The sequence below is a fragment of the Skermania piniformis genome (genome assembly GCF_019285775.1).
Taxonomy (GTDB): domain Bacteria; phylum Actinomycetota; class Actinomycetes; order Mycobacteriales; family Mycobacteriaceae; genus Skermania; species Skermania pinensis.
Map to the genome: position 1 here is coordinate 273,606 of NZ_CP079105.1, position 20,378 is coordinate 293,983.

Sequence of the window (20,378 nt, forward strand, 5' to 3'; positions counted from 1 at the left end):
CTCGGCTGGGGTTGTGACTGCCCAAGTGTGTCCAACACGACTAGTGTCGGGGAGGTAGCCGGGCGAATCGGACAGTCGGGCGACAAGACGGACTTCTAGGAGGGTATTCGCATGGGTGTCAGCTTGAGTAAGGGTGGCAACGTCTCGTTGACCAAGGCCGCGCCGAATCTCACGGCCGTGGCGGTCGGTCTGGGCTGGGACGTCCGGACCACCACGGGCACCGATTTCGACCTGGACGCGAGCGCGATCGCAACCGGCGAGGACAAAAAGGTGCTCAGTGACCAGCACTTCATCTTCTTCAACAACCTTCGTTCACCGGAAGGCGCGATCGAGCATCTCGGGGACAACCTGACCGGTGCCGGCGATGGCGACGACGAGGTGATCAACGTGGACCTGGCGGCGACGCCGCCCACGATCACCAACATCGTGTTCCCGGTGTCGATCTACGACGCGGACACCCGGCAGCAGTCGTTCGGCCAGGTGCGTAATGCTTTCATCCGGATTGTGGACCGCAGCGACGGCACCGAGCTGGCGCGCTACGACCTGTCCGAAGATGCGTCGACCGAGACCGCGATGGTCTTCGGCGAGCTGTATCGCAACGGCGCCGAATGGAAGTTCCGCGCGGTCGGGCAGGGATACGCGTCCGGCCTGGCGGGCATCGCCAAGGACTACGGCGTCAACGTCTAGGTCGTCTCGCCGTTTCGGTCCGAGGCTCCCCGTCACCCGCGGGGAGCCTCGGACCGAGTATGTTGCCCCGAATGTGTAATACCGAGAAAGGCATTCGCCCGTGATCCGAATATTCGGATTGTCCATCCTGGTCACCATCGCCTCACTGGTCGTGGCCTGGCTCTACGGGGGGCCGGAGGCGTTCGCCCTCGCCCTGATTCTCGGCATCCTCGAGGTCTCGTTGTCGTTCGACAATGCGGTGGTCAATGCGACCATCCTGCGGCGGATGAGCGACTTCTGGCAGCAGATATTCCTCACCATCGGCATTCTGATCGCGGTGTTCGGCATGCGTCTGCTGTTCCCACTGGCGATCGTCTGGATCACCGCCGGCCTGTCCCCGACGAGGGCGCTGGACCTGGCCCTGAATCCGCCGCCGGGCGATGCCGCGTACTTCCCGGATGGCTCGCCGAGCTACGAGACGCTGGTCACCGACGCGCATCCGCAGATCGCGGCGTTCGGTGGCATGTTCCTGCTGATGTTGTTCCTGGACTTCGTGTTCGAGGATCGGGATATCACCTGGTTGTCCTGGTTGGAGCGGCCGCTCGCCCGGATCGGCAAGCTGGACATGGTGTCGGTGGTCGTGGCGTTGATCGCCCTGGTGCTCACGGCGGAGTTCCTTGCCGCGGAGGACAAGGTGGCCACGGTGATGGTCTCGGGCGCACTCGGTCTGGTCGTCTATATCGTGGTGAACGGGTTGGGTGAGTTGTTCGACGCCGAGACGCATGCCGAGCATGCGGCCGAGGCGTCGAGTCACGGCGGCCCGAGCGAGCTGGCCAAGGCCACCGGCAAGGCCGGCTTCTTCCTGTTCCTCTACTTGGAGGTGCTGGACGCGTCGTTCAGCTTCGACGGCGTCATCGGCGCCTTCGCGATCACCTCCGACCCGATCATCATCGCGCTCGGCCTCGGCCTGATCGGTGCCATGTTCGTCCGGTCGATCACGATCTACCTGGTACGCAAGGGCACGCTGAACGAGTACCGGTACCTGGAGCACGGTGCCTTCTGGGCGATCGGAGCGCTCGCCGTGATCCTGTTGATCACCGTCGGCAACATCCACGTGCCGGAACTGGTCACCGGGCTGGTCGGGGTGGCGTTGATCGGTGCAGCGTTCATCACCAGCCTGATCAGCAATCGACGGGATGGAGATCGCAGCGGCGACGACACACCGGCCGCCGTACCGGTGGGGTAGCCACGAGGTGCCGACAAAGGCCGGCCGGGTCGAACCCGGCCGGCCTTTGGCGTCGGTGTGAAACCCGGTCTATGCCGTGGTGCTACGTCGGGGCGCCGGCGCAGATCGAATCTCGGTACCACCCGACGGTGCTCGCGATGCCGGCTTCCAACCCGATCGACGGCGTCCAGCCGGTGGCTCGGAGTTTGCTCACATCCAGCAACTTGCGCGGTGTGCCGTCCGGCTTGCTGGTGTCCCAGCGGATCTCGCCGGAGTAATCGACGGCATCGGCGACCATGCCGGCAATCTCGGCAATGCTGTGGTCGATCCCGGTACCCACGTTGACGTGGTCGTCGCCGTCGTAGTTCGCCAGCAGGTGCAGGCAGGCGTCGGCCAAGTCGTCGACATGCAGGAATTCGCGGCGCGGGGTGCCGCTGCCCCAGTTGGTGACCGACGGCAGACCGTGCTGTGCGGCTTCGTCGTACCGGCGGATCAGCGCCGGTAACACATGACTGGCCTGCGGATCGAAGTTGTCCCCGGGGCCGTACAGATTGGTCGGCATCGCCGCGATCCACGGCAGACCGTACTGTCGGCGCACCGCGCGCACGTGCAGAATCCCGGCGATCTTCGCGATTGCGTAGGCCTCGTTGGTCGGTTCCAGATGACCGGTGAGCAGCTCGTCCTCGGTGATCGGCTGGGCGGCGAACTTCGGGTAGATGCAGGACGAGCCGAGGAACAGCAGCCGTGATACCTCGTGCGCCCGGGCCGCGTCCAGCACGTTGAGCTGGATCTGGAGGTTATCGGAGAGAAAGTCCACCGGATAGGCGTTGTTGGCCGCGATGCCACCGACCCGTGCTGCCGCCAGCACGACGACCGAGACGTCGGTACGAGCGAAAAAGTCGAACACGGCCGATCGATCGCGCAGGTCCAACTCCGCCGAGCTACGTCCGACCAGCTCGGTGAACCCGGCCGCGGTCAGCCGTCGCCAGATCGCCGAACCGACCAGGCCGCGATGGCCGGCGACATAGACCGGTGCTGCTTTGTCCAGCGCCGCCGGCGCGGCGACAGATGACTCGGTCACGATGGCAGCGCCGGCCAGTCGGGCAGATCCGGTCGGTCGACCCAGGGCCGACCGCTGTGCTCCAACGCTTGGATATCGGCATCCACCATGAGGGCGGCCAGTTTGCGCGGATCGACCGTCGCCCGCCAACCCAACTCGGCCGCGGCCTTACTCGGGTCACCGACGAGCTTGTCCACTTCGGTCGGCCGCAGGTAGCGGGCGTCGAGCTTGACGTAGCGCTGCCAGTCCAGACCGACATGCTCGAACGAGGCGGCGAGAAACTCGCGGACCGAGCAAGCCTGGCCGGTAGCCAGGCAGTAGTCGTCCGGCTGGTCGGTCTGCAGCATCCGCCACATGCCTTCGACGTACTCGGGGGCGTACCCCCAGTCGCGGACAGCATCCAGATTGCCGAGGTACAGCTCGTCGATCAGGCCGGCCTTGATCTGGGCCACCGCGCGAGTGATCTTGCGGGTGACGAACGTCTCGCCGCGGCGCGGGGACTCGTGATTGAACAGGATTCCGTTCACCGCGAACATGTCGTATGCCTCGCGATAATTGCGGGTGATCCAGTAGGAGTACACCTTGGCCGCCCCGTAGGGGGAGCGGGGATAGAACGGCGTCTGCTCGTTTTGTGGTGGCGGCGACGCCCCGAACATCTCCGAGCTGGATGCTTGATAGAACCGGCACGGTAGCTCGGCCATTCGGACCGCCTCGAGCAACCGCACCGAACCGACCCCGGTGGTGTCGGCGGTGTGTTCGGGCTCGTCGAAGCTGACCCGGACGTGCGACTGGGCGGCCAGGTTGTACACCTCGTCCGGCTGGATCCGGCTGAGGAGCGTGACCAGCCGGGCGCCGTCGCTCATATCGCCGTAGTGCAGGAACAGCCGCGCGTCGGCGGAGTGCGGGTCGATGTAGATGTGGTCGATCCGGGCGGTGTTGAAAGTTGATGCCCGCCGCATCAACCCGTGCACCTCGTAGCCCTTACCCAGAAGGAACTCGGCCAGGTAGGAACCGTCCTGCCCGGTGATTCCGGTGATCAGTGCGCGTTTGGTCATAGCGACTGTCTAGCCGATCGTCCGGGAGCCGGGGGACGCGGCGCGTACGAAATAGATATCCATAGATTTCGCAGTCTAGCGGTCGCGGTGCAGCCCGGATGCGTCGATCAAGGTAGTGGAATCGTGGGTCCGGCGCCCGGCAAATCAGGCGGTGAGCTCGATGTCGACCGAGTCGGCCACCTCGTCGAGCGACCGGACGGTGTCGATGCAGATCCGCGCCCCGATGTGATCCCGGCTCTGTTGGAACGGCGAGCGCGGATCGTGCGCGATGCAGCTCAGGCTGGCCGCGCGGGCATCGGCGGCGATGTTGTCGACGAGCTCGGTCATCCGGCGATCCAAGCCGTCGACCGCGGCCAAATCGAGTACCAGGGCCTTGGCTCGGGTGGATCGGATAGCGTCTGCCACGCCGTCCCGGATCGTTCGCGCCGCCAGATCGTCGTGAACTTTCGGCAGGCCGACCATCAGATAGTTGTGTACGAGTACTGTCGGCGCCTGGCATCGCTGCGGCGGTATCGCTGGGAAACTGTCGGCGGTGGGGGGAGAGCCCATTGAGCGTCCTTCCGCGCCCGCCGGGCACTGCGCCACGCGCGAGCAGGTCACATACCGAGGGTTTGTTCTTAATGTCTATTCAAGACTCCGAAACGGGTGTTTGTCTCGACTGGGAGCCGGTTGGTTTTTGCCGGCCGGTCGATTCGACGGGGCGCCGAGACGGTCGATCCGAGTCCGTGGCGGCGCGACGACCAGCGACGATGCCCCGATTCCAGCGCTTTGCGGCCGCCGTCCGGGGAAATTGTATGTGGTTAAGAACACAGCAACGGGACGCCGGTTGTTCGGCGTGTCGCCGTGCGGGCGTGCCGTTTGCCGTGGTGCGAAATATGGACCAATGTCCGCTATTGTGTTCCCGGCCCACACACCGTCGGGGATCAGACCACGGAAAGGCGGCAACGGGTATGGGTGCTGCGGTCGGTTTATCAGCCGAGCGCCGGCGTAACGGGATACGAGCTGCGCTGGTCGGGGTGATCGTCATGCTCGCTGCGACGTTCGCGCCGGGTACGGCCGGAGCGGCGCCGATCTATCCGGCGCCGGATCCGGATCCGTTCTATCTGCAACCGCCGGATGTGGCGGCCAAGGGACCGGGCGACATCTTCGCTGCCCGGCCGATGCCGCCGCTGCCGTTGTTTCCCGGCATCGAGATTCGCCAGCTGGCGTTCCGTTCGACCGACTCGCAGGGGCGGCCGATCGCAGCCACGACGTTGGTGATGCTGCCGCCCAATCGTGCGGTGGATGCGCCGGTGCTGTCTTATCAGCACATCGTCAACGCGCTGGGCTTGCGGTGCGCGCCGTCGCGGGCGCTCTACTCGACCGACCAGACCGTGGTGATCCGGGAAGCGCCGGCGCTCAACGGCGTCCTGGCCCGCGGCTGGGTTGTCACGTTGCCGGATCATCTCGGGCCGGACAGCGCCTACGGCGCGGCCCGAATGGGCGGTCAGATCACCCTCGACGGGATCCGGGCGGTGCAGCGCAGCGCCGACCTGAACCTCGGCCGCAGTCCGGTGGCCATGGCCGGCTACTCCGGTGGTGGTATGGCGACCGCGTTTGCCGCCGCGCTGGCGAAGGAGTATGCGCCCGAGTTGCGCATCGTCGGGGTTGCCGAGGGTGGCGTCCCGATGAATATTCGCAAGATGGCCGAGGCGCTCGGGTTTGCGCCGCATCCACTGTTCGGTTTGGCGATGGCCGCCGCGATCGGATTGGAACGGGAGTATCCGGAGCAGTTCCCGCTCAGCGCGCAGCTGAATCCGGAGGGGCTCGGGTTACGCGATCAGATGGCCAACGCCTGCACCAACGACATCTTGGCGCTGGGTGCCGGGCGGAGCGTGCCGCAGCTTGCGGCGTCGACCTCGCTGGTGAACGATCCGAACGCCTGGTCGGTAGCCGACTTGAACAGTGTGGAGCTGTATCCGGGGGTGCCGAACATGCCGGTATTCGAATGGCACAGCCCGATCGATGGTCTGATCCCGGTGGATTCGATCGACGCCACCGTGCGCCGGTACTGCGCAGCGGGGGTGCCGGTGCTCGCCGAGAAATATCCCAGCCCGGATCACATGACGACGGCGGTGCTGGGCATGCCGGCCGCGATGAACTACCTGGACGCCAGGTTTCGCGGTGAACCGGCGCCGAGCAACTGCCGCTAGCTGGACGCTTGCAATTGTTAGCACCTGGCGTACATTCTTGAGAGACGTACCCGTCCACCAAGGAGGCACGACCCATGGCCGACATTACCGGCACCAAGCCCACCGAATCCACGTTCGACCCGCGGCGGCCGATCTACGCCACGGTCGGCGCGGGCTACGCCGCGTTCGACGCGGTCAGCGAGTTGGTCTCGAAGACTCGCGCTCGGGTCTCGGAAACCCGCGGCGATTTCGGTGACCAGGTCAGCGCGCTGCGGGAGCGGCTGGGCGACCTGCCCGTCGACGTTCCGGACGATCTGGCCGGGCTGCGCGACAAGCTGTCCTACGACGAGCTGCGCCGTACCGCCGAGGATCGCTACTCGGACTTCGTCGAGCGCGGTGCCAACGAGCTGAGCGACCGGCCCAACGTCGAGCAGCAGCTGGACCGAGTCGATTCGCTTTACCACGACGCCATCGCCGCGCTCGACAAGGTCGGCGACCAGGTGGCGAAGCTGACCGGCCGGATCGGCGACTAGTCGTCCGCAGCTCGGGTGGGGCTGGGACGCGCGACGGCGATCCCGAGCGTGACCAGCCACAGCGACATCATGCCCACCTGTATGCGCTGTGCGACACCGAGGGCGTAATCGCCCGGCAGGTTGTCCGCGACCAGTAGCCAGACCGTTGCAATCGACCCGATGAGCAGCCAGGTCAGGCCAGCGGTGCGCAGCGCAGCTCCCCGGCCGAGCCGGTATGCAGCTCCCCGGCGGAGCCGGAATGCGGCTACGGTGAACGCGATCATCGCCACGAAGATCGCGTTCACCGCGACCGTGCTGGTCAATGCATGAACGTGATGCAGCTGGGGAAACAATCCGCTGGGGCTGCTCGGACACGGGTGGTCCGGCGTCGGTATGCAACTGATCGGCAGGGTGGCATCGGCGACCGTGGCACCGCCGAAGATCATCAGGGCAACCCAGCCGGTCGTGGTCAGCCGACTGGGCGGGCCGAGTGGGCTTGGGCTGCGCTTACGAAGGATCAGCGCGGTCGCGGCGACGAGGATCACCAGCACGCCGGTGATCACGTCGGCCAGCGCGAACACCCAGCGGTACGGCCGGCCGACGGCGTCGAGTTCGCTGAGGAACGAATCGGTCGGGTCGAGGCCGAGATCGAGAACGAACTCCAAGAGCCACGACGAATAACAGATGCCGGCGACGATCAGCGCGGTGCCCATCACGACCGGCCCAGCGCGGCCTGCACCCGATCCGCTGCGGTTTCGGCGGCTTCGTGTTCCCAAAGTCGTACCACCTGCCAACCGGCCTCCGCCAGCGCCGCGTCCGTTTCCCGATCCCGCGCGACATTTGCCGCCAGCTTCTCCGCCCACCACGCCGCGTTGCGCTTCGGATCGGTCGCGTGCACTGGACATCTGTGCCAAAAACACCCATCCACGTATACCGCAACCCGTAGCCGCGGAAACACCACATCGGCTCGTCGGCGCAGGCCGGGCAGCGGCGCGCGGTCGACGAAATAGCGCAGCCCGCGTCGGTGCAACTCGCGCCGCAAGGCAAGTTCGGGCGCGGTGTCCCGACGTTGCTGGCGACTCATCCGGGCGCTGGTCGCAGCGTCCGTCGCAGGCCGCATCAGCGTCGCTCACTCGTCGGGTTCGGGCTCCGACCAGGCCGGGGCAAATCGGTTGCGCCGTTCCACCTCGGCGTGCACCGCTTCGACGAACGCGGTGATGGAGAGCGTGTGCGCGTCCGGTGGCCGGCCGTTACGCGGCGGCGCCTGCTCCACGTCGAAGAACCGGACCGCGCCGTCGGGGTCGTACAGCCCGATATAGACCTTCTCGAACAGGTCGTAGCGGGTGTCCTCGGCACCCAGATCCACCCACAGCCGCTCGGCACCACCGAGCACCGGACGTTTGCCTCGTCCGGTGCGCTTGGCCAGGGTCGTGACATGGTGGGCGAACGAGGACTTTCCGACATCGCTGGTTTGGTGCGGATCGCCATCGTCGCACGTCGTGCCGGGGGTGAACAGCACCGCGATCAGCACGCTGTAGGGCTGGCGTTGGTGCAGGACCATCGCCTCGCCGCGCAGCTCGTGGTCGTTGCGCACGATGTTCTTGGTCCAGCGACCGAGTTTGCGCGTCGTCGGGCTGTAGTCCTGGAAGCTGTAGGTCTTGATCGACACGCACAGCACCAGGCCGAGTGTCGGGTCCACCGCCTTCACGTCCAGCCGCTTGCGTCCCTTGGCCACGTCGACGGCAGCCTCTTGCCCGGCCCCGTCGGCGGTCGGCGTGATCTCGGGATAGCGCGGTCGTAGTCGGTCGGCCACGGTCTGCGCCAGCTGATTGGACAGGCGCTGGGCGTAGTTCTTCTTCACGCTGCGGTCGGCGTTCGGCGGGGGCTTCCGGCCGGCGGCGCGCAGCGCTCCGGCCAGCGGACGCGCCTCGACCGGATCCGGGAACAAGCCGTCGACGTCGCTGATCGGGCCGGTCACGCCGCGGCCCCATCGCTACCGTCGGCCTGCCCGGCCATCGCCACCAGGTGATCCTCGACATCGTCGAGAAAGCCGGGCGGGAACCGGAGGCTGCCGGACCGGGCCCGGCGCAGGAAGCCTGCGGTGGCGCGGGCGGAGAGCGGGCGGGCGGTGGTCAGAAAACCGGCCAGATCCTCGTACGGCCGGTGCACCGGCCAGGCGGACCGGACGACCCGGTACACCGCGCCGTCTCGGCCCCAGGCAGCGTCCGGCCAGCGCTGATCCCGGAGCAACGCCAGCTCGGCGTCCGGCCGGTAGCGTTGCGGCGCCGCGAGCTGTTGCCCCACCCAGCCGGCCATGCGCACGCTCACCGCGTTGCCGACCAGCTTCCACCGGTGCCCATGGCGCAGCCCGGGCACGGTGACGGCGGGCAGCGTCCAGTCTGCCGCGAAGCCTTGCAGCCGTTCCCCGTCGGTGATGCCGGGGGTGACGATGCCGCCGGCCGGAAGCCGCACGGCGGGGGGACTGGCGATGCCGATCGTCGAACCACCCTTCAGCGTCGGCACCGCGTTCACCGCCCAGCCCAGCCCGCGGATACCTTCGGTCCAATAGAAGCCGCAGGGCGCAAGATCGGTCCGGGACGGGGTCGGGTCGGGCTCATCCCCGGCGAACAGCACCGGGCGGGGATCTTCGGTCCGCGACGCCAGCATGAGGACGCGACGGCGGCGCTGCGGCAAGCCGAACGCACGTGCATCCACCACCCGGTAGGCCCAGGTGTAGCCGAGGTCGGACAGCGCGTCGGTGATGTACCGCATCGCTGCGCCGCGATCGAGCTGCAGCATGAACGGGACGTTCTCGATCAGCAGCCAGCGCGGCCCCCGGCGCCGGCGGATCAGCCGGAAAACGTCGTCCACCAGCGACGAGCGGTCCCCGGTTATCCCGGCTGTGCGTCCGGCCTGGGACAGGTCCTGGCAGGGGAAGCCGGCTGCCACCAGCTCGGTCCCGGCCGGGAGAGCGCGCAATCGCCGGACGTCCGGATGCAGGGCGATCCCGGGAAACCGGGCCTGCAGGACCGCGCGCGCCCCGGGGTCGTTCTCGCAGAGCAGCTCGGCCTGCCAGCCGTGCGCGCGCAGGCCCAGCTCCAGCCCGCCGATTCCGGCGAACAGGCCGACCATTGCGCCCCCGGATGGGGCCAGCCCTGACATCACGAACAGCACGTTACTCGAGCGGTACGACACGACCGACGAACGCGATCACGGGTATGTGATCCGGCTGTCACCTGTGCGCGTCGGTGGTCTGCTTTGATCCAGGCGTGCTCCCGGCGATCGACAGATACTTCCAGATCACGGCGCGTGGTTCGACGCTCGCTCGTGAGCTGCGCGGCGGCGTTGTCACCTTCTTCACCATGGCGTACATCATCGTGCTCAACCCGCTGATCCTCGGCTTCGCCAAGGATGCCGACGGCCGATACCTGGGCGGCGGTGCCGAGCCGAACCTGGCCGCGATCGCCGCCGGGACCGCGTTGGTTGCCGGGGTGCTGACGATCCTGATGGGCGTGGTCGGCAACTATCCTCTGGCGTTGGCGACCGGGCTCGGCCTGAACGCGTTCGTGGCCACCGCCATCGCCAGCAAGATGACCTGGGCCGACGCGATGGGTCTGGTCGTGCTGGAGGGCCTGATCATCCTGTTGTTGGTGATCACGGGCTTCCGTCGAGCGGTATTCGCGGCGGTGCCGAGGCCGCTGAAGGTGGCGATCTCGGTCGGGATCGGCCTGTTCATCGCCCTGATCGGATTTGTCGACGCCGGGTTCGTCCGGCGGGTGCCGGATGCGGCGCAGACCACCGTGCCGGTGCAGCTCGGCGACGCCGGGCAGTTGGTCGGTTGGCCCACCGTGGTGTTCGTGCTCGGTCTGGGCTTGCTGATCACGCTCTGGGTGCGCAAGGTACGTGGGGCGATCCTGATCTCGATCACCGTCACCACGGTGCTCGCGGTGATCGTCGAAGCGGTGGGCCGGATCGGGCCCGCGGTGTCCGACGGCGGGCGCAATCCGGGCGGCTGGTCGTTGACCGTGCCGCGCTGGCCGGCGCAGCTGGACCCGACGCCGGATTTCGGCACGCTCGGTGAGTTCCACCTGCTCGGCTCGTTCTCCGCGATCGGCATCGTGGCCGCGATGTTGCTCGTCTTCACCTTGCTCTTGGCGGACTTCTTCGACACCGTCGGCACGATCACGGCGGTCGGGGCCGAGGCCGGTTTGCTGGACCGCGCCGGGGTGCCGCCGCACGTCGACCGGATCCTGGTGGTCGACTCGCTCGCCGCCGTCGCCGGGGGCGCGGGCGGCGTCTCGTCGAACACCTCCTACATCGAGTCGGCGGCCGGTGTCGGCGAAGGGGCGCGGACCGGGCTGGCATCGGTGGTGACCGGGGTGCTGTTCCTGATCTCGATGTTCGCGTCCGGGATTGTCGAGATCATCCCGAGCGAGGCAGCTGTGCCGGCGTTGGTGCTGGTCGGGTTTTTGATGATGCAGCAGGTGCGGGAGATCGACTGGACCGATCCGGAGGTGGCGATCCCGGCGTTCCTGACCATGGTGCTGATGCCGTTCACCTACTCGATCTCGGTCGGGATCGGCGCCGGGTTCATCGCCTACACCGTGATCAAGGTGGTGGTCGGGAAAGCGCGGCAGGTACACCCGTTGCTCTGGATCGTCACTGCCGCCTTCCTGGTGTACTTCGCGATCGGCCCGATCACCCGCTACCTCACCTGAGTGCCGACCGTGGGCAACTCGTTATCGTCGACCGAACGGGATGACGTTTGCGCCGCTAACGTAGACGCGTGATGTTTTCCGCCGGAGAATCCTCGCCGGCCTCCGGTCCTGTCCGGTCGGCCGTGCTCACCTGGCGCGCCCCGAACGCGCCGCGGATGGAGTCGGTTCGGGTGCAGGTGAACGGTCAGCGGATCAAGGCATCCGGCCGGATCATCGGCGCCGATTGCCCGGATCATGCGGCGTTCAGCGCGTCCTACGATCTGGTTACCACCGAGAGCGGGGTCACCCAGCGGTTGTCGCTGCGTACCAGCGTTGCCGGCGGGGAGCGGTTCATCTCGATCAATCGGGACGGCGAGGGCTACTGGATGATCGATACCGGAGCCAGTCACCAGCGTTCGGCATTCGACGGCGCGTTGGATGTCGACGTGGTGCTCAGCCCGTTCTTCAACACGTTGCCGATCCGGCGTTATCGGCTCCACGAAGCCGCCGAGCAACGGGAGGTGCCGGTGGTGTATGTGACGATGCCGGACCTCGCGGTACACCAGGCCAGCCTGACCTATTCGCCGACGGTGGGCGGCCTGCAGGTGCGTTCACCGGTCTCCGAAGCATTGGTGACGGTGGACGCGGACGGTTTCATCCGGGATTACGCGGGTCTGGCCGAACGAATCTGAGCAAGCGTCACCAGGCGCGCAGCACCCCGCCGCGGCGACCCGCCTCGCGCAACCGCTCCAGCCAGTCCGGGTCGCTCGGCTCGATTCCGCTGATAGTCCAGGGTTGCTGCTGCTCGTAGCGCTGCCGCGCGGCATGCCCGGCTTCGACCAGACCGGCGGTCGAGCGGTCCCGGGCCAGCATGTCGCGCGCGTCGGTCAACACCTGCAGCGCCTCGTCCAGCGTCGGCAGCAGCGCGTCGGCGTTCGCTTCGCACATGGCCCGGACCAGCGCGGGGGCGCTGCCGGCGACTCGGGTTCCGTCCCGGAACGACCCGGCGGCCAGCCCGAGGGCGAGGTCGCCGCCGGCGGCTCCGGCCAGCGCCAGCGCTTCGGCGAGCAGATGCGGCAGGTGGGAGATCCGGGCCACGGCGGCGTCGTGTTCGGCCGATCCGGCCGGCACCACCACCGCCCCACATTCGAGCGCGAGCCGGGCTACCCGGGTCCATACCGCGGGGTCGGCGCCGTCGTCGCAGCCGACCACCCAGGCGGCGTCGGTAAACAGCTCAGCGGTCGAGGCGGCCCATCCGGATGCGGCGGAACCGGCCATCGGGTGCGATCCGACGTAGCGGCGGCTCAGGCCGTGCCGCGCAACCAGCGGGCGCAGCGGACCTTGCACGCTCACCACGTCGGTCAGCGCTGCGTCGGGTGCATGCGCGGCGACCGCGGCGAGGACGTCGTCCATCGCCGGCATCGGTACCCCGAGCACGATCAGCGCATCGGAATCGGCGGCCCGGCGCAGCACCCGGGCCAAGTCGGTGTCGGCGTCGTATCCCTCGGCGCGCGCGGCGTCGGCGCCGACGGCCGACCTGTTGTACGCCCAGCCGGTCCAACCCGCCGCAATCGCACCACGCAGTACCGAACCACCGATCAAGCCGAGCCCTAGTACGCAGATTTCACGCTGATTGCGATCATGCATCGGATCAGATAACCACACGACTACAACAAACCGCGGGCGGCGGCTACCGTTGCGCCATGGCCGCACAGCGCTCCACTACCGACCGGGTGTCGCCGGAAGAATTCGACGATCTCGAGGGCTTCGGCGTCGCGGTGGTGCGCGAAGATGGGAAATGGCGATGCAGCGCGTTGACCAATGCCGTGCTCGGTAGTCTACGCGCCGCCGAGACCGAGCTGCGGGAGCTACGTAGCTCCGGTGCGGTGTTCGGACTGCTGGATGTGGACGACGAGTTCTTCGTGGTCGTGCGACCGGCGCCATCCGGGACCCGACTGTTGCTCTCGGACGCGACTGCTGCGGTGGACTACGACATCGCGGCCGACGTCCTGGAAGCGCTGAATGTGGATATTCCGGATATCGACCCGGACGACCTCGATGACGTCGAGCCCTGGGAAGAGGGCGACCTCGGGGTGCTCTCCGACTTGGGTCTGCCGGTCCCGGTGTTGAGTTTGATCGTGGCCGAAGCCGATCTCTATCCGGACGAGCAACTGGGCATGATCGCGCAGCGGCTCGGGTTCGCGAACGAGTTCTCGGCAGTGCTGGACAAGCTGCCGCGCTAGGTGTCCGACGAGGAGCTGATGCAGGTCGCGTTAGCCGTCGCGCGGACCGCCGATCCGGCCGATGTGCCGGTCGGAGCGGTCGTGTTCGATCCGGACGGAGCCGAGCTGGCCCGCGCCGCGAATGCGCGCGAGGTGACCGGCGACCCCACCGCACACGCCGAAGTGCTCGCGTTGCGGGCGGCCGCGCGGGTTTACGACGACGGTTGGCGGCTGTCCGGGGCAACCTTGGTCGTCACCTTGGAGCCGTGCACGATGTGCGCCGGCGCGTTGGTGGCGGCGCGGGTGTCGCGGGTGGTGTTCGGTGCGTGGGAGCCGAAGACCGGCGCGGTCGGCTCGCTCTGGGACGTTGTGCGGGACCGTCGGCTCAGCCATCGCCCGCAGGTGCACGGCGGAGTATTGGCCGATGAGAGCGCTGCGTTGCTGGACCGGTTTTTCCGGCTACGCCGCTGAACCCGGCGAATGGCCGGCAACCAGGTGCAAGGATGAATTGCGTGCGCCCGAGCAGTTCGGGCCTCGACAGTAGAGGAGACTCGATGGGTATCTCGGACGACGCGCAAGACCGGGCCGGGGAGCTGCGGGACCAGGCCAAGGACGTTGCCGGCCAGGCCCAGGCGAAGGCCGAAGAGCTGCGAGACCAGACACAAGCGAAGGCCGAAGAGCTGGCCGACCAGGCCAAAGACCTCGCCGGCCAGGTGCAGGCCAAGGTCGAAGAGTTGGCAAGCCAGGTCAAAGACGCGGTCAACGACGGTGTGGAAAAGGTGAAAGAGGTCGCATCCGACGCGCGGGACAAGATCAGCGGCGGCGGGGCATCGGCCTGATCCGCGGAACCGTCGCGAGCCGGTCGGCGCCCTGGCGGCCCGACGGTACGACGCTCGGGTAGAGTATGCCGCGGTGGCGTGTCCGAGCGGCCTAAGGAGCACGCCTCGAAAGCGTGTGACGGGTAACCCCCGTCCGAGGGTTCAAATCCCTCCGCCACCGCCAGGAGCGCCTGACCTGTTGTTGCAGGTCAGGCGCTTTCTTACTATTTGAGGCGGACATGAGTGCATCGCAGCTGGACGAGTTTCGCCGCGAGGTGAATCTCAGTATCGCGTGCGGTGCGCTCGCTGACGTCGACCTGCCGGTCACCTCCGACGATGGCGGGCACCCGGTCGTCGTGGCGTTGGGGGGCGAGCCGTTGTCGATCGTCCTCGGACGCTTGCGAGCCGTGGGGTGGTTCGCCAATCTCTTTGTCCGTGACGGTGACCGGGTTCGGATGGCATGTGTCGTGACCGAGGCGTGTGCGATCCCGATTTCCGGAGGCGATATGTCGGCTCCGGATGAGCGGCCCGACCCGTCGGCGGACATCGCTATGTTCTTGGATCTGGTCGAGCAGACTCCGGGGGGAGTCTTGTTGTCGGCGACGCTCGACCGAAGGCCTGCTTTTGCCCGGGACGCCAAACAGGTGGACCTGACCGTGGTCTAGCGGGGTCCGACGGACGCGCGCCGAGTGGTGGATTCAGTCCCGGACTCGGGCGCGCGCGGCGCGGATGAGTTCGTGGTAATCAGCACGTAACGGCTCGGTCAGCTGGTAGGCGACGTTCGACTCGAGGTCCAGCAGGACCCGCTCTTCGGCCTGATCGACGAACTCGGCGGGTTGCCGAGACTCGGTGGTGCGGGCCAGCCAGCCGACCAGCACCAAGGCGTGGTCGCGCGTCAGCTCCACGGTGATCGGCTCGTTTGCCATCGTCGATGTCCTCCCGCGTCGTGCGGATCGTCGTCCGCCGAACCGCCCGGCTGCTCGATCTGCGACGGGTGGCTCCCCTCCGGTTACGAGAATAGGTCGCCGCTGTGGGGCCGGTCACCTGATCCGGGCGATGTGACCAAGCGCGCATTTTTGCACCATGCTGCAAACTTGCAGTGGAATGCAATTTGTTGGCAGGCTGATCTGCGTGATGAGCGCGATCGGACTGCGGGAACGGAAGAAGGCCGCGACCAAGCAGGCGTTGAGTCGCGCCGCGATCCGGCTCGCTGCCGAACGTGGGCTGGCCGGCGCGACGGCCGAGGCAATCGCGGCGCAGGTCGGTGTGTCCACCCGGACCTTCCACAACTATTTCCCGGCCAAGGAGGACGCCATCCTCTACTGCGCCGAGGACGACGTCGCCGAATGGGTCCGAATCCTCTTGGACCGGCCGGCGGCGGAGCCGATCTGGGAGGCACTCGAGTTCGTCACGGTCGGATTCGTCGGCGATCCGGAACGTGAACTCGACGAGGTGTCGCTGGTGTGGCAACTCATCGAGGAATCGCCGGTGCTGGCGGCACGTTCGCACAGCCTGCACGCCCGGATCGGTCGTCGGCTGGGCGTCGCGATCGCCGAACGTACCGGCACCGACATCGAGCGCGACCTCTATCCGAATCTGATGCAGACGGTGGTCGTGTGCGCGGTGAAGACCGCGTTGGAATTCGCCCTGTCCAGCGGTCGCGAACCCGCCGATCTGATCCACGAAGTGTTCGCCCAGCTCCGCAACGGACTGCCGCAGCCGCCGGTCCGCTAGACCTGCCCATCCCCACCGAGGAGATTCGATGGCTCACTACCTTTACCGGATCGGACGGTTCGCCTTCCGCCGGAAAGGGCTCGTAATCGCGTCCTGGCTCATCCTGTCGGTGCTGGCTGCAGTCGGTGCCGCGACGTTGTCCGGCCCGACGAAGGACGCGTTCTCGATTCCCGGCACGCCGGCGCAACAGGCGCAGGACCTCCTTGCCGAGCGTTTCCCCGGGGCGCCCGACCCGGCCAATTCGCTCTCGGCCCGGTACGTCTTCGCTGCTCCGCCCGGCGAGACATTGGACTCCCCGACGAATGTCGCGGCGATGGACGCGGTGCTGGACCGGGTGCGGGCGCTCCCACAGATTCGCGCGGAGGCCGCGTCCACCCTGGCCGACCCCGTTGCGGCCCAACGACAGCTGGTCGATGCGGCGAGCGAACGTGGTCCCGGCGCGGTGGCCGACGCGCAGGCGCTCGCGCCGCTGTCGCCCGACCGGACGGTCGGCTATCTCGACGTTCCGTTCACCGGCGGCCCGACCGACACCTCGGCGGCCTTGCGGACGGCGATCGACGCTGCAGCCCAACCGGGCCGGGATGCCGGGCTCACCGTCGAGGTGAGCGGTAATGCAGCACAGAACCAACAGCCGCCGGGTGGCACGACCGAGCTGGTCGGCATCGGGGTTGCCGCGGTGGTCCTGATGCTCACCTTCGGCGCGTTGGTGGCGGCCGGTCTGCCACTGATCACGGCGATCATCGGCATCGCGATCACCAGCATGGGGATCAGCATCGCTACCGGATTCACCGACCTCAGCTCGATGACCCCGACGTTGGCCGTCATGATCGGGCTTGCCGTCGCCATCGACTACTCGTTGTTCATCGTGTCGCGCTACCGGCACGAGCTGAGCCGCATTCCCGGCGTTGCCGATCGGGAAACCCGCGCCGACGCGGCCGGGCGGGCCGTCGGTACTGCCGGTTCGGCCGTGGTCTTCGCCGGGCTCACCGTGATCATCGCGCTGATCGCGCTGCGCGTGGTCGGTATCCCGTTCCTCGCCGATATGGGCGCGGCCGCGGCATTCAGCGTCTTTCTCGCCGTGGTCATCGCCTTGACCCTGTTGCCGGCGCTGCTCGGGCTGTTCGGAGCGCGAACGTTTGCCGGAAGGGTGCCGTTCGTGCGCTCGAGCGCTACCGACGGCGTCCGGGCCCGGCGCTACGCTCGGTTCGTCACCCGCCGGCCGGGCTGGGTGCTGGCGATCGCGGTGGTGTTGCTCGGACTCGTCGCGCTGCCGGCGACCCAGCTGGAAATGGCGCTACCGAACCAAGCGACCAGCGACCCCGCGAGCAGCGCCCGCAAGGCCTACGATCTGCTCGATCGGGGCTTCGGTCCCGGCCGGGGCGGTCCGTTGGTGGTCGTAGTGGACGGCCGTAACGCCACCGGGAGCGCGCACGCTGCGTTCGATTCCGTGCTGGCCACGATCGCCGCCGACCCGGACGTGACCAATGCCCAGATCGTCGGGGTGAACCAAGCGGGCGATACCGCGCAGATCCTGGTCACGCCACGTAGTGGGCCGAGCAGCGACGAGACCGAGAACCTGGTCCAGCGGCTGCGCGACGCCGAGCCGGCAGTGCAGGAGCGGACGGCAGCCACCTACGGGGTAACCGGGCAGACGGCGTTGGAGAACGACGTGTCGGCGCGGCTGCAGAGCGCGCTGGTGCCCTACTTGGCGGTCGTCGTCGGGCTGGCCTTCATCCTGCTGATGCTGGTCTTCCGCTCGGTTCTGGTTCCGCTCACCGCGACCCTCGGATTTCTGCTCAGCGTCGTGGCCACGTTCGGTGCCACGGTGGCCATCTGGCAGGAGGGCTGGGGCGGCCTGACCGGCAATCCGCAGCCGCTGGTCAGCTTCTTGCCGATCTTCTTGATCGGAGTGGTGTTCGGCTTGGCGATGGATTACCAGGTGTTCCTGGTCACCCGGATGCGCGAGGAGTACATCAAGGGTGCCTCGGCGCGGGAGGCGGTGGTGGCCGGATTCAGCCACGGCGCTCGGGTGGTCACCGCTGCGGCGATCATCATGATGTCGGTGTTTGCCGCGTTCATCGCCGAAGATCAGCCGTTCATCCGGGTGATGGGTTTTGCGCTGGCCATCGCCGTGTTCTTCGACGCCTTCGTGGTGCGGATGGTGATCATCCCCGCGGTGATGGCGCTCCTCGGTGACCGTGCCTGGTACCTGCCGCGGTGGTTGGACCGGATCCTGCCGGATGTGGACATCGAGGGAAGCAAGCTCGTCGACGCGCCGCCGCGGGACGACGAGCGGGAGCTGGTTTCGGTGCACTGAGTGTCCGGTCGCCGCACCGAGTCAGGCTGCAGCCGAGCAGAACCGCCGCACCCGGGCCGAGCAGGTCCGGGTGCGGCGGTCTCGGGTTTCGGTGCCGGCAGGTTGCCGAGACCGTGGCATCTCGAATGCAGCCGATCGCGCCGAGCCGAGTAACCTCGACCCGGATGTTGACTCGACTGCTCCGCACCTTCCTCTACCCCTACCGCGCCCAGCTGGTGGGGGTCGTGGTGTTGCAGCTGATTTCTGTTACTGCGGCGTTGCTGCTGCCGAGCATCAACGCCGACTTGATCGACTACGGCATCACCCGGGGAGACATCGGCTACATCTGGACGTCCGGCCTGCGGATGCTGGCCGTCACCGTGTTGCAGATCGTTTGTTCGGTGGGATCGGTGTATCTCGGTGCGCAGGCGGCCATGGCGGCGGGCCGGGATATCCGTGGGGCGCTGCTGCATCGCGCGAACACCTTCTCGGTGCGGGAGATCGGTCGGTTCGGCGCGCCGTCGCTGATCACCCGGAACACGAACGACGTGCAGCAGGTGCAATTGCTGATCGTGATGTGCGCGACGATTCTGGTAACCGCACCGATCATGTGCGTCGGCGGAATCATCATGGCGTTGCGCGAAGACCTGCAGTTGTCCTGGATCCTGCTGGTTGCCGTGCCGGTGCTGGGTGTCACGATGAGTCTGGTGATCGCCCGCATGGTTCCGTTGTTCCGGGCGATGCAAACTCGTCTCGACACGGTGAACCGGGTGTTGCGGGAGCAGATCACCGGGATCCGGGTGGTTCGGGCGTTCGTCCGGGAGCGGCAGGAGCGATGGCGGTTCGGGGTGGCGAACACCGATCTGACCGAGACCGCGCTGCGGGTCGGCCGGCTGCAGGCGCTGATGTTCCCGACCGTCATGACGATCACCAACGTGACCACGGTCGCGGTGATCTGGTTCGGCGGCCACGAGGTCGACTCGGGGCGGATGCAGATCGGTTCGCTCACCGCCATGCTCAGCTACCTCATGCAGATCCTGATGTCGGTGATGATGGCCTCGTTCCTGGCGATGATGGTGCCGCGGGCCGCCGTCTGCGCCGACCGGATCGGCGAGGTGCTCGACACCCGTTCGTCGCTGGTCCCGGCGACACACCCCGAAGGGTTCTACGGCTACCCGGGCTCGGTCGAGCTGTTCGGCGTCGAATTCACCTATCCCGGCGCGGACGCTCCGGTGCTGCGTGGGGTGAATTTTCGGGCCGAGCCGGGCGAGACGGTGGCGATCGTCGGTGCCACCGGCTCGGGTAAGACCACGCTGCTGAACCTGATCCCCCGGCTGGTCGATGCGACCGGTGGCGCCGTGTACGTCGGCGACACCGACGTGCGGGTGCTCGACCTGGATGCGTTGCGCAACGAGATCGGCCTGGTGCCGCAGAAGCCGTACCTGTTCTCCGGAACGATAGCCAGCAACCTGCGATTCGGTCGCCCGGAGGCCAGTGACGAAGAGCTGTGGGATGCGCTGGAAACCGCGCAGGCCGCAGATTTCGTCCGGGAGATGCCGTTGCAGCTACAGACCCCGGTCTCCCAGGGCGGCACCACCGTCTCCGGCGGTCAACGGCAGCGCCTGGCGATTGCCCGGGCGCTGGTGAAGCGGCCGAAGGTGTACCTGTTCGACGACTCGTTCTCCGCGCTCGACCTGGCCACCGATGCGTTGCTTCGGGCGGCGTTACGGCCGATCACGGTGGACGCCACTGTGATCGTCGTCGCTCAACGGGTGTCGACCGTTCGGGACGCAACCCGGATCGTGGTGCTGGAGGATGGCGCGGTGGTCGGCATCGGCCGACACGATGATCTGGTCCGCGACTGCCCGGAGTATCGCGAAATTGTCGAGTCGCAGCTCGGGGTGGATGCGCGGTGACCCGAT

General features: G+C 67.4%; 22 protein-coding genes and 1 tRNA gene. 14 read left to right on the top strand and 9 right to left on the bottom strand.

Annotated features, from left to right (window positions below):
- Positions 1 to 111 precede the first annotated feature (111 nt).
- Both KV203_RS01225 and KV203_RS01230 read left to right on the top strand, forming a co-directional pair.
- The gene (locus KV203_RS01225) at positions 112 to 687 is read left to right on the top strand and encodes a TerD family protein (protein ID WP_066467021.1); all 576 of its coding nucleotides are present in this window, start codon (positions 112 to 114) and stop codon (positions 685 to 687) included.
- 100 nt (positions 688 to 787) lie between these two features.
- Entirely contained in the window at positions 788 to 1,912 is a 1,125-nt protein-coding gene (locus KV203_RS01230; RefSeq protein ID WP_066467020.1) for a DUF475 domain-containing protein, read from the top strand.
- A gap of 82 nt (positions 1,913 to 1,994) precedes the next feature.
- Here KV203_RS01230 and KV203_RS01235 read toward each other — a convergent pair whose 3' ends face one another.
- The 3 genes from KV203_RS01235 to KV203_RS01245 all read right to left on the bottom strand — a co-directional run bounded on the left by KV203_RS01235 (position 1,995) and on the right by KV203_RS01245 (position 4,555).
- Entirely contained in the window at positions 1,995 to 2,972 is a 978-nt protein-coding gene (locus KV203_RS01235) for a GDP-L-fucose synthase family protein (protein WP_174522008.1), read from the bottom strand.
- On the bottom strand, positions 2,969 to 4,006 hold the full coding sequence (gene gmd, locus KV203_RS01240; protein WP_066467019.1) for a GDP-mannose 4,6-dehydratase: 1,038 nt from the start codon (positions 4,004 to 4,006) through the stop codon (positions 2,969 to 2,971). The genes KV203_RS01235 and gmd overlap by 4 nt, the downstream gene beginning before the upstream one ends.
- A 144-nt stretch (positions 4,007 to 4,150) precedes the next feature.
- Positions 4,151 to 4,555 (bottom strand): hypothetical protein, encoded by a 405-nt coding sequence (locus KV203_RS01245; RefSeq protein WP_217995932.1) that lies wholly within the window; start codon positions 4,553 to 4,555, stop codon positions 4,151 to 4,153.
- A 401-nt stretch (positions 4,556 to 4,956) separates the two neighbouring features.
- On the opposite strand from KV203_RS01245, the gene KV203_RS01250 reads away from it, so the two are divergent.
- Both KV203_RS01250 and KV203_RS01255 read left to right on the top strand, forming a co-directional pair.
- A complete protein-coding gene (locus KV203_RS01250; RefSeq protein WP_083529781.1) occupies positions 4,957 to 6,198 on the top strand; it encodes a lipase family protein in 1,242 nt (413 codons plus the stop codon).
- Positions 6,199 to 6,272: 74 nt separating this feature from the next.
- Entirely contained in the window at positions 6,273 to 6,710 is a 438-nt protein-coding gene (locus tag KV203_RS01255; RefSeq protein WP_066467017.1) for a hypothetical protein, read from the top strand.
- Here the strand turns inward: KV203_RS01255 and KV203_RS01260 are convergent.
- The 4 genes from KV203_RS01260 to KV203_RS01275 are packed head-to-tail and all read right to left on the bottom strand — an operon-like array spanning position 6,707 to position 9,821.
- On the bottom strand, positions 6,707 to 7,402 hold the full coding sequence (locus tag KV203_RS01260; protein ID WP_066467016.1) for a DUF998 domain-containing protein: 696 nt from the start codon (positions 7,400 to 7,402) through the stop codon (positions 6,707 to 6,709). The two genes, KV203_RS01255 and KV203_RS01260, sit on opposite strands and share 4 nt — an antisense overlap.
- Positions 7,402 to 7,809: a very short patch repair endonuclease gene (locus KV203_RS01265; protein WP_066467015.1), complete on the bottom strand. Its 408-nt coding sequence runs from the start codon at positions 7,807 to 7,809 to the stop codon at positions 7,402 to 7,404. The genes KV203_RS01260 and KV203_RS01265 overlap by 1 nt, the downstream gene beginning before the upstream one ends.
- Positions 7,810 to 7,818: 9 nt before the next feature.
- Positions 7,819 to 8,667: a hypothetical protein gene (locus tag KV203_RS01270; RefSeq protein ID WP_066467014.1), complete on the bottom strand. Its 849-nt coding sequence runs from the start codon at positions 8,665 to 8,667 to the stop codon at positions 7,819 to 7,821.
- Complete coding sequence (locus KV203_RS01275; protein WP_066467261.1) at positions 8,664 to 9,821, bottom strand: DNA cytosine methyltransferase; 1,158 nt, start codon at positions 9,819 to 9,821, stop codon at positions 8,664 to 8,666. Before KV203_RS01275 ends, KV203_RS01270 begins: the two co-directional genes overlap by 4 nt.
- A gap of 137 nt (positions 9,822 to 9,958) precedes the next feature.
- On the opposite strand from KV203_RS01275, the gene KV203_RS01280 reads away from it, so the two are divergent.
- Together KV203_RS01280 and KV203_RS01285 are read left to right on the top strand one after the other, a co-directional pair.
- A complete protein-coding gene (locus KV203_RS01280; protein WP_246600409.1) occupies positions 9,959 to 11,407 on the top strand; it encodes an NCS2 family permease in 1,449 nt (482 codons plus the stop codon).
- A 71-nt stretch (positions 11,408 to 11,478) separates the two neighbouring features.
- Positions 11,479 to 12,078: a putative glycolipid-binding domain-containing protein gene (locus tag KV203_RS01285; protein ID WP_083529812.1), complete on the top strand. Its 600-nt coding sequence runs from the start codon at positions 11,479 to 11,481 to the stop codon at positions 12,076 to 12,078.
- A 7-nt stretch (positions 12,079 to 12,085) separates the two neighbouring features.
- Here KV203_RS01285 and KV203_RS01290 read toward each other — a convergent pair whose 3' ends face one another.
- Positions 12,086 to 13,033, bottom strand: coding sequence for a prephenate dehydrogenase (locus tag KV203_RS01290; protein ID WP_066467013.1), 948 nt, complete (start codon positions 13,031 to 13,033; stop codon positions 12,086 to 12,088).
- A gap of 56 nt (positions 13,034 to 13,089) precedes the next feature.
- Between KV203_RS01290 and KV203_RS01295 the strand changes: the two genes are divergently transcribed.
- The 5 genes from KV203_RS01295 to KV203_RS01315 all read left to right on the top strand — a co-directional run bounded on the left by KV203_RS01295 (position 13,090) and on the right by KV203_RS01315 (position 15,091).
- Positions 13,090 to 13,629: a tRNA adenosine deaminase-associated protein gene (locus tag KV203_RS01295; protein ID WP_066467012.1), complete on the top strand. Its 540-nt coding sequence runs from the start codon at positions 13,090 to 13,092 to the stop codon at positions 13,627 to 13,629.
- 18 nt (positions 13,630 to 13,647) lie between these two features.
- The gene (locus tag KV203_RS01300; RefSeq protein ID WP_066467258.1) at positions 13,648 to 14,079 is read left to right on the top strand and encodes a nucleoside deaminase; all 432 of its coding nucleotides are present in this window, start codon (positions 13,648 to 13,650) and stop codon (positions 14,077 to 14,079) included.
- 83 nt (positions 14,080 to 14,162) lie between these two features.
- The gene (locus KV203_RS01305) at positions 14,163 to 14,447 is read left to right on the top strand and encodes a YtxH domain-containing protein (RefSeq protein ID WP_066467011.1); all 285 of its coding nucleotides are present in this window, start codon (positions 14,163 to 14,165) and stop codon (positions 14,445 to 14,447) included.
- A 72-nt stretch (positions 14,448 to 14,519) separates the two neighbouring features.
- Positions 14,520 to 14,610, top strand: a tRNA-Ser gene (locus tag KV203_RS01310).
- A gap of 55 nt (positions 14,611 to 14,665) precedes the next feature.
- Entirely contained in the window at positions 14,666 to 15,091 is a 426-nt protein-coding gene (locus KV203_RS01315) for a hypothetical protein (RefSeq protein WP_066467010.1), read from the top strand.
- Between the two features lie 33 nt (positions 15,092 to 15,124).
- Here the strand turns inward: KV203_RS01315 and KV203_RS01320 are convergent, their stop codons facing one another.
- Positions 15,125 to 15,352, bottom strand: a complete 228-nt coding sequence (locus tag KV203_RS01320) for a hypothetical protein (RefSeq protein ID WP_066467009.1) — start codon at positions 15,350 to 15,352, stop codon at positions 15,125 to 15,127.
- 208 nt (positions 15,353 to 15,560) lie between these two features.
- Here KV203_RS01320 and KV203_RS01325 point away from each other — a divergent pair, with 208 nt between their 5' ends.
- From KV203_RS01325 to KV203_RS01335, 3 genes are all read left to right on the top strand, one after another.
- Entirely contained in the window at positions 15,561 to 16,160 is a 600-nt protein-coding gene (locus KV203_RS01325) for an acyl-CoA-like ligand-binding transcription factor (protein ID WP_157079659.1), read from the top strand.
- Positions 16,161 to 16,188: 28 nt separating this feature from the next.
- The gene (locus tag KV203_RS01330) at positions 16,189 to 18,477 is read left to right on the top strand and encodes an MMPL family transporter (RefSeq protein ID WP_066467007.1); all 2,289 of its coding nucleotides are present in this window, start codon (positions 16,189 to 16,191) and stop codon (positions 18,475 to 18,477) included.
- Positions 18,478 to 18,641: 164 nt separating this feature from the next.
- A complete protein-coding gene (locus KV203_RS01335; RefSeq protein ID WP_066467250.1) occupies positions 18,642 to 20,372 on the top strand; it encodes an ABC transporter ATP-binding protein in 1,731 nt (576 codons plus the stop codon).
- Positions 20,373 to 20,378: the final 6 nt, after the last annotated feature.